The sequence below is a fragment of the Vibrio sp. 10N.222.48.A3 genome (assembly GCF_041475345.1).
GTDB classification, from domain to species: Bacteria; Pseudomonadota; Gammaproteobacteria; order Enterobacterales; family Vibrionaceae; genus Vibrio; species Vibrio tasmaniensis_A.
Map to the genome: position 1 here is coordinate 1 of NZ_JBFRVX010000030.1, position 11,964 is coordinate 11,964.

9 protein-coding genes are annotated in these 11,964 nt (G+C 45.1%); 1 reads left to right on the top strand and 8 read right to left on the bottom strand.

Annotated elements, in window-relative coordinates; genetic code table 11:
- Positions 1–150 precede the first annotated feature (150 nt).
- Together relA and rlmD are read right to left on the bottom strand one after the other, a co-directional pair.
- Positions 151–2,376, bottom strand: coding sequence for a GTP diphosphokinase (relA, locus tag AB4653_RS01185; protein WP_009847647.1), 2,226 nt, complete (start codon positions 2,374–2,376; stop codon positions 151–153).
- A 136-nt stretch (positions 2,377–2,512) separates the two neighbouring features.
- Positions 2,513–3,832 (bottom strand): 23S rRNA (uracil(1939)-C(5))-methyltransferase RlmD, encoded by a 1,320-nt coding sequence (gene rlmD / locus AB4653_RS01190; protein WP_009847648.1) that lies wholly within the window; start codon positions 3,830–3,832, stop codon positions 2,513–2,515.
- A 165-nt stretch (positions 3,833–3,997) separates the two neighbouring features.
- On the opposite strand from rlmD, the gene barA reads away from it, so the two are divergent.
- Positions 3,998–6,811 carry a two-component sensor histidine kinase BarA gene (barA, locus tag AB4653_RS01195; protein ID WP_102258176.1) on the top strand — a complete coding sequence of 938 codons (2,814 nt, stop codon included), beginning with the start codon at positions 3,998–4,000 and terminating at the stop codon, positions 6,809–6,811.
- Between the two features lie 288 nt (positions 6,812–7,099).
- Here the strand turns inward: barA and acpS are convergent, their stop codons facing one another.
- The 6 genes from acpS to lepB all read right to left on the bottom strand — a co-directional run bounded on the left by acpS (position 7,100) and on the right by lepB (position 11,703).
- Entirely contained in the window at positions 7,100–7,480 is a 381-nt protein-coding gene (acpS, locus tag AB4653_RS01200) for a holo-ACP synthase (RefSeq protein ID WP_009847650.1), read from the bottom strand.
- Between the two features lie 93 nt (positions 7,481–7,573).
- Entirely contained in the window at positions 7,574–8,311 is a 738-nt protein-coding gene (pdxJ, locus tag AB4653_RS01205; protein WP_009847651.1) for a pyridoxine 5'-phosphate synthase, read from the bottom strand.
- On the bottom strand, positions 8,308–9,036 hold the full coding sequence (gene recO, locus AB4653_RS01210; protein WP_012604785.1) for a DNA repair protein RecO: 729 nt from the start codon (positions 9,034–9,036) through the stop codon (positions 8,308–8,310). The genes pdxJ and recO overlap by 4 nt, the downstream gene beginning before the upstream one ends.
- Before the next feature lie 102 nt (positions 9,037–9,138).
- Complete coding sequence (gene era, locus AB4653_RS01215; protein ID WP_004735384.1) at positions 9,139–10,110, bottom strand: GTPase Era; 972 nt, start codon at positions 10,108–10,110, stop codon at positions 9,139–9,141.
- On the bottom strand, positions 10,103–10,780 hold the full coding sequence (gene rnc / locus AB4653_RS01220; RefSeq protein ID WP_004735383.1) for a ribonuclease III: 678 nt from the start codon (positions 10,778–10,780) through the stop codon (positions 10,103–10,105). Before rnc ends, era begins: the two co-directional genes overlap by 8 nt.
- 26 nt (positions 10,781–10,806) lie before the next feature.
- The gene (gene lepB, locus AB4653_RS01225; RefSeq protein ID WP_102258175.1) at positions 10,807–11,703 is read right to left on the bottom strand and encodes a signal peptidase I; all 897 of its coding nucleotides are present in this window, start codon (positions 11,701–11,703) and stop codon (positions 10,807–10,809) included.
- Positions 11,704–11,964: the final 261 nt, after the last annotated feature.

The window sequence follows — 11,964 nt, forward strand, 5'->3', positions numbered from 1 at the left end:
GTAGGGAATGACGACTATCTTTGTTTTACTAAGTAATTGGCTCTTCTAACAAGGCAACAAACTTACGAGACTTCTGAGCATAGCTTGCCTATGTGATGAAGCGAGTATAGTGCAGTTAACACAGTTAGAAGGCCAAGTACGACGTAAAAACTAGCCTAGGCGTTTTACGCTCATAACATCTTTGATCTGTTCTACTCGGCTTGTCACTCGACTCAGAATTTCAATGTTGGTCACTTCCAGATCGAAATCCATCACCGACAGCTGACGTTTATAGTCAATACGGCTCTTCATTGTCGTCACACTGACTTTTTCGTTCAAGAACAGGGATGTAATGTCTTTCAACAAGCCGGTACGTTCTAGCGCCTCTACACGCAGTGTTAAGATATACGAGCCTACAAAACCATCTCCCCACACCGTATCGATGATACGTTCAGGGGCATGTAGGTTAAGTTCACTTAACTGCTCACAATCGCTGCGGTGTACTGAGATACCACGCCCTTGAGTAATGTAACCTTTGATCACATCACCTGGGATTGGCTGACAACAACGAGCCAAGTGGGTCATTAGGTTATCAACACCTTCAACAACGACAGCATCCTTTTTCGGACGGCTCTGATGTGCTGGCTTATTGTCAGACTCAAGCAACTTCTCGAGTGCTTTCTTATCTTCTTCTTCAGCCGTCGGCTTATTGACCAGAGCATTGATGTGATTAACCACTTGGTTAATACGCAAATCACCGCTACCAATACCTGCATACAATTCATCAGGTGTATTGACGTTGAATCGTTTCAGCGCATATTGCTCAGCATCTTTCAGTGTTGCGCCGACTCTGCCTAGCTCGACTTCTAGGATGTCTCGTCCAGCTTCGAGATTTTTCTCACGACTCTGAGCGCGGAACCAAGCGTTAATTTTTGCTCTAGCTCGACTTGAATGAACAAAACCTGTGGTCGGATTTAACCAATCACGTGATGGATTCGGTTCTTTTTGAGTAATGATCTCAACTTGATCGCCCATCGCCAACTTATGAGTAAACGGAACGATTCGACCTGCGACTTTGGCACCGATACAACGGTGTCCAACCATCGAGTGAATGTGGTAAGCAAAATCCAACGGCGTTGCACCCATTGGTAAATCGACCACATCACCGCGTGGTGTAAAGGCATAGACTCGGTCATCAAAGACTTGGCTACGTACTTCATCCAGCATTTCGCCAGAATCCGACATCTCTTCTTGCCAGTCGATAAGCTTACGCAACCACGTGATTTTCTCATCGTAGCCACTGCGTACACCGCTAGAAGCACCTTCTTTGTACTTCCAGTGCGCAGCCACACCTAACTCAGAGTCTTCGTGCATTTGCTTGGTACGGATCTGAATTTCGATGGTCTTGCCTTCAGGGCCAAGAACTACGGTATGAATCGATTGGTAACCATTGGGCTTAGGATTCGCCACATAGTCATCAAATTCACTAGGAAGATGTTTATATTTGGTGTGAACCACACCTAGACCGGCATAACAGTCTTGCAGTTGGTCGGCAATAATACGTACCGCACGCACGTCAAAAAGCTCATCAAACTCTAAGCCCTTTTTCTGCATTTTACGCCAGATGCTGTAGATGTGTTTGGGACGACCGCTGACTTCAGCATTGATGCTTGAACGGTTCATTTCTGATGTTAGGTCATCAACAAAGTCAGTGATGTATTGTTCGCGCACGATACGACGCTCTGACAGCTGTTTGGCAATCTGCTTGTAGGTATCTGGTTGTTGATAGCGGAAAGCGTAATCTTCAATTTCCCACTTTAGCTGACCAATGCCCAAACGGTTTGCAAGAGGCGCATAGATGTTAGCACACTCTTTTGCTGCCGCACGGCGAACAGCATCAGGGGCCTTTTTCACCTCGATGAGGTTGCAAATTCGTTCTGCTAGCTTGATGACGACGCAGCGGAAATCATCGACCATGGCCAGTAACATTCGACGAACGTTATCTACTTGTCCCGAGGCAGCACTGCCTTCAAGGGTAACGTTGAGCTGGCCCAAAGCTGCCATTTCTTCAACGCCATCAATTAACTTTACGGTTTCTTTACCGTAGCTTTCTTCAAACGCTTCACGTCCAAAAACGCCGCTTGAAACAACGGGGAAAAGTTGCGCTGCAATTAAAGTGGCACGGTCCATCGACAACGTAACCAAGATTTCGATCATCTCACGTCCACGCCAAAGCAGGAGCGACGCTTGCTCGTGATCTTTTAATAGCTCTTCACAGTGACGATAAACTTTGGTCAGTTTATTCGAGGTTTTTACGTCTTGATTCAGTGACGCAATCCAACTTTCTAGCTCAAACTGTTCGCTTGGGTTTAAATGTGCGCTTCGTACCGCAACCATCATGCCTTCCTAGTTATTATGTTTTATACCCAATTCAATATGACTAACTGATTCCAAGTTAGTTCGACTCATATTGATATCAGCGCAGGCTTCCCTGCACCTTTGTGATTCATTTTTAAGCCTTATTTAAGGGCTTCTAAGCCTTGATAAAGAGAGCCATCGATTCTAGATGACTGGTATGGGGAAACATATCCAACATACCAAGTTTGGCTAATTGATAGCCTTGTTTTTCTAAACTCTCAGAATCTCTCGCTAGAGTAGCAGGATTACACGAAACATAAACCACACGCTTCGCTCCTAACGCTGAAATTTGATCAACGATCCCACTCGCTCCAGCACGTGCAGGGTCAAGTAATACTTTATCGAATTTCTCTTTTGCCCAAAGCTGTGAAGATAAATCTTCTTCGAGGTTCGCTTGGTAAAACTCCGTATTGCTTAACTGGTTTAACGCCGCATTAGCCGTTGCCTGTTGAACCATTTCATCAACGCCTTCCACACCAACGACAAACGCCGATTGTTGTGCGATAGGCAGACTGAAGTTGCCTAAACCACAAAACAGGTCAAGCACACGCTCATCCGCTTGAGGCTCTAACCACTCAATCGCTTGAGCAACCATCTGTTGGTTCACTTTCTGGTTAACTTGTATAAAGTGGTTTGGCTCAAAAGGTAAGGTTACACCGGTTTCACTATAGCTTGGCGAATCACCCACCAAACGAACCAACTTATCGGTTTCTGGCATCGAGTACAGCGTTGCACCTTCTTCTTTCGCGAGCGTCATCAACGCTTGCTCATCTTTTTCAACCAAAGGTTTAAGGTGACGCAGCACCATAACAGGGCCAGTATCACCCAACACCAATTCAACATGTCCTAAAGACGTAAGGCTACTGAAAGTGTTCAGTAAACTTTTCAGTTTTGGCAGCAATACATTAAGGCGAGGGTCAAGCACCGCGCAGTCGGTGATGTTTTCAATCTGTTTACTTTGTTTCTTACGGAAACCAAACTGAAGCTGCTGTGTCTTCTTATCAACAAATAGACTGATACGCGCGCGACGACGATAACCGGTGTCATCACCGACAATCGGCTGGGCGACTTCGGTGTTAGCCGTTTGGTATTTGCTCATCAGGTGCGTCAAAGATTGTGATTTATGCTCAACCTGAGATGAGTAACCGAGATGTTGAAGATGACAGCCACCACACTGATTAAAGTGCTTACAGAATGGCTTTAAACGCAGCTCACTCGGTTGAAGTAATTTGATGAGTTTTGCTCGAGAAAACTTACTTTTGCTCTCAGTAAGTTGAATAACCACCTTCTCACCGGGCAATGCGCCATCAATGAAAACGGGTTTGTTCTTCTGATAAGCGATGCCAGCGCCATTGTGATCCATTCGTTCAACCAAAACCGATTGATGCTTGGTCTCGAGTTGAGTTTTCTTTTTTGGTTGGAAAAAACGTGCCATTGCTTGTGCCTAATGTATCTTTTAATAAGTAATTGGTATCCAGGACTCACTATTCTGTCTTGGAATCATTGTCGAACGTCACGGCTTTGATTAAGCTTACCGTTCACTTAACCGCCATTGTGTGCGTTATTTTCCCATATCCAGACCTCGATGTAATTAAAGAACATGACCAGATATGGCTTAAGAGCCCGTGTAATTACCTTAACTCTAGCTCCAACCCTGATTATTGGGCTGCTATTGAGTGCATTTTTCTCATTTAACCGCTATCAAGACCTTGAGGGTCAAGTGGTTAACACTGGTACTAGCATCATTGAACCACTAGCGATTGCGAGTGAGTCTGGCATGAAGCTCGAAAGTCGAGAGTCTGTTCGTCAGCTGATTAGCTATGCTCATCGAAAAAATTCTAAGCTGGTGCGCAGTATTGCGGTGTTTGATGAACGTCATGAGTTGTTTGTAACGTCAAACTTCCATCCTGATTTTGAAAGCCTGACCTATCCGAAAGATAAACCGATTCCGCATTTAAGCTCATCGAACCTGCTCGATAACACGCTGATTCTTAGGACACCTATCATCGCTGAGGGACAATACATCAACTCAGCTAATGGCCAGTCTCAAGCGAACCAAGCGATCGGTTATATTGCGATAGAGTTAGACTTGTCGTCACTTCGATTGCAGCAATATCAAGAAGTGTTCTCTGCCTTCTTGGTGCTGATCCTCGGTCTTGGACTTTCTGGGGTATTTGCCTTCCGCTTGATGCACGATGTAACCCAACCGATCACACACATGAAAAACATGGTCGACCGAATTCGTCGTGGCCACCTCGATGTGCGTATCGAAGGCAAAATGCATGGTGAGCTTGATTCACTGAAAAACGGTATCAACGCGATGGCGGTCTCGCTATCAGAATATCACGTCGAGATGCAGCACAGCATCGACCAAGCAACATCTGATCTGCGTGAAACCCTAGAGCAATTAGAGATTCAAAACGTTGAGTTAGACATTGCGAAAAAACGAGCTCAAGAAGCCGCTCGTGTTAAATCCGAGTTCTTGGCGAATATGTCTCATGAACTTAGAACACCACTCAATGGTGTAATTGGCTTTACTCGTCAGATGCTCAAGACACACCTATCGAACAGCCAAACCGATTACCTGCAGACCATTGAGCGTTCGGCCAACAACCTACTCAGCATCATCAACGATATCTTGGACTTCTCGAAACTTGAAGCCGGCAAACTCGCTCTAGAAAATATTCCATTTGAGTTCCAAGCGAGCCTAGAAGAGGTGGTTAACCTTCAAGCCACTAATGCTCATGAAAAAGGTCTTGAGCTTACGCTTAAGATCGACCCAAAAGTACCACCAGGCGTTGTTGGTGATCCACTGCGTATCCAACAGATCCTGACTAACCTCGTGGGTAACTCGATCAAGTTTACCGAGCGTGGCAACATTGACATCAGCGTTGAACTTCGTTCACAAAGCGAAGACAGCATTGAGCTGCAGTTTATGGTTCGAGATACGGGCATTGGTATCTCAGAGCGCCAACAAGCACAACTTTTCCAAGCCTTCAGCCAAGCCGATGCGAGCATCTCTCGTCGTTATGGTGGTACAGGCTTAGGTCTGGTAATCACCCAAAAACTGGTCAGCCAAATGGGCGGAGAGATCAGCCTAACCAGTCGTCTTCACCAAGGCTCCACCTTCTGGTTCACCCTGAGACTATCGACTACCGATATGCCGATGACAGAACTAATAGAGACTCAGTGCCTGCAAGACAAGCAACTGCTGCTTATCGAACCAAACATGCAAGCGGCATCAATTACTCAGCAGATCCTAACCCAAGAAGGCTTAGTGGTAACGTACCGTTCGGTTATGCCTGACGAATCTACCTCGTATGACTACGTTCTACTTAACTTAGCCGCGAACCAAGAGTATCAATTTGATACCGTAAGTGGTTGGGCGATTGGCGCGAAGAAGATCGCTCAGAACGTGATTATTGGTACACCAAGTACCGAGCTAGCGTTGGGTGAGCAATTGATGAAAGAGGTCGATGTTCAGTGCATTACTAAGCCTCTCTCTCGCAAGAAGTTGCTGCAAACTTTGGTATCAAATCAAGCGCCAACCTTAATTGCACCCGCTATTGAAACACATTCAGAAGAGAAACTACCGCTTACGGTATTGGCGGTCGACGACAACCCTGCCAACCTTAAACTGATTACTGCGCTGCTAAAAGAGCGCGTAGAGACAGTGATCAGTTGTACTAGTGGTCAGAAAGCTCTCGACAAAGCGACAGAGACTCCATTTGATGTCATTTTCATGGATATTCAAATGCCGCAGATGGACGGCGTGACCGCTTGCCAAAAAATTAAGGCGTTGGCGAACAATGCAAACACGCCTGTGATTGCTGTTACTGCGCATGCAATGATGGGAGAGCGTGACCGACTACTTGAAGCAGGTATGGATGACTACCTAACCAAGCCTATCGAAGAGCATGTGTTACAACAGGTTCTTATTCATTGGAGCCCTACCTCTGAGATTGAGCACATTGATAAAATAGACCCAGATCACCCGGCGGTCTCTGCTGAAATCGACCACAGCTCTGTTTCAGAAGTTGAAGCCAGCGAGCACAAGAACATCATCATTGATTGGCAAGCTGCTTTGAAACAAGCCGCCAATAAAGAAGACCTCGCACGCGATATGCTGCAAATGCTCGTAGATTTTATTCCTGAAGTTTATGAGGCTGCAGACAAGGCGATAGAAGACAGTGACTACCCCGTTGAAGCGCTGACACACATCATCCACAAGATGCATGGCAGCAGCTCATACAGTGGGGTACCAAGGCTTAAGTCGGTATGTGCAACGATAGAGAAAGAACTTCGTTCAGGCACTTCTGTTGAAGACATTGAACCGGAGCTTTTTGAACTTCAGGATGAATTAGATAAGGTTCAAGCAACCGCGATTCATTATTTGAAACCAGCCAAGACCTAGCGAATATTTCTTACTCACAAATATTCATTAAACGGTTTACCAGCCAATAAAAAAGCAGAGCTCATGAGCTCTGCTTTTTTCTGTCTAGAACCTAGAGCACCAGATATAATACCAATCACAGTAAGTAAGTGATCAAAAATAGCGTAGGAAAAAAGCTTGAGAACAAGGCAGGATTTTTCGATAAGTAGTTATTCTACAATCAAAAATTCTAACGAAGTTATCGAGTTTTTTAACAAGCTAGGGTGAACAGTTATTTACTACGATTGGTATAAAGTAGCGGTAATCTATTTACGACTCGAGTAGTACCGTCGCCACCGCATAATGGCGCTCATCAGAGATAGTCAGGTGAATTGACTTTGTACCACTCGCATCTGCGATTTCACGCGCTTTTTTATGCAGGCTTAGAACTGGCTTGCCATGCTCATCGTTTGAAATCTCGAAGTCGTGGAAGGTCACACCAAGAGCGATGCCTGTGCCTAATGCCTTAGACGCCGCCTCTTTTGCAGCAAAACGCTTTGCAAGATAACGCCCTTTTTGCTTAAGTTGCTGGAATACTTCAAATTCAGAATCGGTCAAAATACGCTGAGCGAAAGCCTCACCACTTCGTGATAATGCCTTTTCAACACGTTCAATTTCTGCGATATCTGTACCTAATCCAACAACAGCCATGTTTACCCTACTACCAACTTCTATCTATTAACTTTTCGATTCTACTGATTAACCGCTTAACGCTTACAACTAAACGAATGCCGAGTTAAAGAACTAAGCGTTGTTGCGCGCTGTTTCCATCACGGCTTTCATATCTGCAACGGCTTTATTCAAACCATCAAAGACTGCGCGGCCCATGATCGAGTGACCGATGTTCAACTCGTAAATCTCAGGAAGTGCCGCAATCGGCGCTACGTTATGGTAAGTCAGACCATGACCCGCATTCACTGTAATACCAAGGTCGTCTGCGTAGCTTGCACCTGCAGCAATCTTTTTAAGCTCGTCTTGTTGGTCTTCTTCAGTTTTAGCATCAGCATAGTGGCCAGTGTGCAGTTCAATGAACGGTGCGCCACACGCTTTCGCAGCATCGATTTGCTCACGATCGGCATCGATAAACAGAGATACTTTGATACCCGCAGCCGACAATTTTTCGGTCGCCGCTTTGATCTTTTCAAGTTGACCAACCACGTCCAAGCCGCCTTCCGTCGTCAGCTCTTCACGCTTTTCTGGAACCAGACAAACGAACTCAGGATTAGTATCAAGTGCAATTTGAACCATCTCGTCCGTTACGGCCATCTCTAAGTTCATGCGAGTCTGGATTGTCTCAGCAAGAATACGTACATCGCGATCAACAATATGACGGCGATCTTCACGCAAGTGAATCGTAATGCCGTCAGCACCCGCACGTTCAGCAATTTCAGCTGCGTGTACTGGGTCTGGATATTTAGTACCACGTGCATTACGTAGAGTTGCAATATGGTCGATATTAACGCCTAAAAGGATTGAGCTCATTTTCCAATACTCCGTGCTCTAGAGAGGGCTATTGTTGGCATAAATAGCTCTCTACTTTTTAATGGTTTGCCGCCAAGATACGGCTTTAAGGCTATGCGTGTAAAGCGTTTTGCCGCTTTTAACTGCTCTTTAGTGATAAACCTACGCTCACTGATTGCGATAAGTTCATCGCCCATAAAAGTCAGGTTATCTCGACGCACCGAAGCGATGAAGCCTTTCTGCTCTCGATAGCGATAAGTCATGCTCGGATCAATCGCTTCGCCAGTGCCCGCGCAGTGTAAAAAGTCGACGCCATACCCCATAGCGGAAAGTAGAGCCAATTCAAAACGACGCAGTGCTGGCTCAGGGTTCTCATTATGAGCGAGTTCTGTTAAGGCATGAAGATAGTCATGAAAAAATGCGGGCATGGCCACTTCGGCCATCAACACTCGCCCAACTAATTCATTAACGTACATTGCTGAATACAGATTAATGCCGGCAAGAGGAAGCCCCAAGCTGATCGGTTCAGCTTGGCGCAACGTTTTCATTGAACCATTGCCAGACCACTTAAGCAGTAGCGGCGTAAAAGGTTGCAATGCACCTTTCAAATTAGAACGCTTACTCCGCGCACCTTTAGACATCAACGTCACCCGACCGTACTCTTCGCTGAAGACGTCCAGAATCAGGCTCGACTCACTGTATGGTCGACGGTGCAACACAAAGCATCGCTGTAACCCTTCGCTCAATCACTTACCCTTCTTACAGATACAAAAAGAGAGAGTTCGCACTCTCTCTTGTATTTATATTCAATTCAACTTTCTTAATATCAGAAAGTGACGTTCAATATATTATAGATCGTCGATGTAGCCTAACGAGCGAAGTGCACGCTCATCGTCAGCCCAACCAGACTTAACTTTAACCCAAGTCTCTAGGTAAACCTTACGACCGAACAGTTCTTCCATGTCGATACGAGCTTCACGACCAATCGTTTTGATCTTCTCGCCCGCTTTACCAATCACCATCTTCTTCTGACCAGTACGTTCAACAAGAATCAAAGCATTGATGTGGAAACCATCGTTATCTGGGTTGTAATCAAAACGCTCGATTTCAACCGTTACTGAGTAAGGTAGCTCTTCGCCTGTGAATCGCATCAGTTTTTCACGGATGATTTCAGAGGCCATAAAGCGCTGTGAGCGATCCGTTACGTACTCTTCTGGGAAGTGGTGCGTCGCTTTTGGTAAAGAGTTACGAACGTGCTTACGCAGTACATCGATATTCTTACCTTGCTTCGCCGAGATTGGCACAACATCAAGGAAGTCCATCTTCTTAGACACTTCCATCATGTGTTGCATCACGTCTGTACGGTCTTGAACGTTGTCTACTTTGTTAATGCAAAGGACAACTGGGAAATCTGTTTTTCTCAGCTTGTTCAGTACCATCTCATCGTCGTCAGTCCAGTGAGTACCGTCAACAAGGAAAAATACTAGGTTCACATCGCTCAGTGAGCTATTCGCCGCACGGTTCATCAAACGGTTGATTGCACGCTTTTCTTCGATGTGAAGTCCAGGAGTATCAACGTAGATCGCTTGGTAATCACCTTCAGTTTCTACACCCATAATACGGTGGCGTGTTGTCTGAGGTTTACGTGATGTAATCGAGATTTTCTGACCCAAAATATGGTTCAGAAGCGTCGATTTACCTACGTTTGGTCGACCCACAATAGCGATAAAGCCACAGTGTTGGTTTTCCGGTAGGCCCGTTTTTTTGCTATCAGATGAAAAGAATGCATCGATATCGAAATCTTGATTGTTATCAGACATTGCTTAGTTGCTCTAATGCTGTTTCAGCAGCCGCTTGTTCTGCCTTGCGGCGGCTAGTGCCTTTACCGATAACAGGTTTATCCACACCTGCCACTTCACACTCAACCGTAAACTCTTGGTTGTGTGCTTCACCTTTAATATTAGTCACTGTGTAGACAGGTAGGGGATTTCTTCGACCTTGTAAAAACTCTTGTAAGCGAGTTTTTGGATCTTTTTGAGATACACCAGGCTGAATAGACTCTAGGCGAGATTGGTACCAGCTTAAAATAATACGGCGAACAACCTCGGTATCACTATCTAAATAGACAGCGCCGATGATCGCTTCAACCGCATCCGCTAGAATAGAATCACGACGGAAACCGCCACTCTTCAACTCACCTGGACCTAATTTTAAGTAATCTCCTAGTTCGAATTCACGACCTAGTTCTGCCAATGTATGACCACGTACTAATGTTGCGCGCATGCGGCTCATATCACCTTCGTTTACCTTAGGGAAACGGTGGTAAAGATCATCAGCGATAACAAAACTTAAAATTGAATCGCCCAGAAACTCAAGACGTTCGTTGTGTTTACCTGCGGCACTGCGGTGAGTCAGCGCCAAATGGATAAGATCGGCATCATTAAACTGATAGCCAATCTTTCTCTCTAGTTTATCAATTGGAGAATTCATGCTCTCTCGATGTGTTATGTGATCGATTAGTGAATCCCACCGATGCGATTAAAACGCACACCAGTAGGAATCCATGTTGGAAGTACACTGTCTGAACCGCGTTCGAATTCGAAGCTGATCCAAATAGCAACGGCCTTACCAACAAGGTTTGCTTCAGGGACAAAGCCCCAGTAACGGCTGTCAGCACTGTTGTCACGGTTATCACCCATAACAAAGTATTGGCCTTCTGGAACGATCCACTCGTTAACACCATTGCGAGGTTGATATGCTTGCACACGATCACGGCGTAATGGGTTAACTAAGATTTGGTGCTCCACGTCACCCAGTTGTTCATTCAACTGAATTAGAGGCACACCATCTTGAATAAATTGGCTTTCTTCAACGTTACTCAACTTCACTGGTTTACAGCTACTGCCACCCTTCGCTTGAATACAGATTTCTTTATTGCTGCTGTAGCGAATGGTATCACCCGGCATACCAATAACACGCTTGATGTAGTCGATATTCGGCTGAGGTGGGTATTTGAATACGATTGAATCACCACGTTCTGGTTTGCCTGTTTCTACCAATTGAGTGCGCCATACAGGATCTTTTAGACCATAAGCGTACTTTTCTACCAAGATGAAATCACCAACCAATAGTGTTGGCATCATCGAGCCAGATGGAATTTGAAACGGTTCATAAATAAATGAACGCAAAACCAAAACAAATGCAATTACAGGGAAAATGGACACACTGTTCTCAACCCACCAAGGCTGAGCCGTATCTTTTGCGCTGGTTGCATCGTCTAGGCCATTCGACTGTGCTTCAACGTCAGCCAGTTTTTGTTGGCGCTTCTTCGCCCACACAAACTTTTCCAACGCCCATACAATGCCAGTCACTAGAGTTACGATCACTAAGATAAGCGAAAATGTATTAGCCATTGATATCCCTTAAATTTCATTTCTTTAAAAATAACGAAAGTGAAAGAGCATAACTCTTTCACTCTGCTTAATATTTCTAATTTGTATCAATCATGCTGACTAAATGCTGGGAAGATTACGCAGGAAAAATCGTTTAGTTCGAGGCGCAAAGTGCAGTGACTAGCGGGCCTAATTGCAATCTTTGCAACAAAGAAATAAACGATTTTAACCAGTAATGTTCAGCAGATAGTTAGTGCGATTGATACCTAGTCTTTGCCAACA

What these genes read in the sequence shown, in the direction of transcription:
- pdxJ (WP_009847651.1), bottom strand. Translation starts at nt 8,311, where the DNA reads ATGAGCTCAATCCTTTTAGGCGTTAATATCGACCATATTGCAACTCTA.
- rlmD (WP_009847648.1), bottom strand. Translation starts at nt 3,832, where the DNA reads ATGGCACGTTTTTTCCAACCAAAAAAGAAAACTCAACTCGAGACCAAG.
- rnc (WP_004735383.1), bottom strand. Translation starts at nt 10,780, where the DNA reads ATGAATTCTCCAATTGATAAACTAGAGAGAAAGATTGGCTATCAGTTT.
- era (WP_004735384.1), bottom strand. Translation starts at nt 10,110, where the DNA reads ATGTCTGATAACAATCAAGATTTCGATATCGATGCATTCTTTTCATCT.
- lepB (WP_102258175.1), bottom strand. Translation starts at nt 11,703, where the DNA reads ATGGCTAATACATTTTCGCTTATCTTAGTGATCGTAACTCTAGTGACT.
- acpS (WP_009847650.1), bottom strand. Translation starts at nt 7,480, where the DNA reads ATGGCTGTTGTTGGATTAGGTACAGATATCGCAGAAATTGAACGTGTT.
- barA (WP_102258176.1), top strand. Translation starts at nt 3,998, where the DNA reads ATGACCAGATATGGCTTAAGAGCCCGTGTAATTACCTTAACTCTAGCT.
- relA (WP_009847647.1), bottom strand. Translation starts at nt 2,376, where the DNA reads ATGGTTGCGGTACGAAGCGCACATTTAAACCCAAGCGAACAGTTTGAG.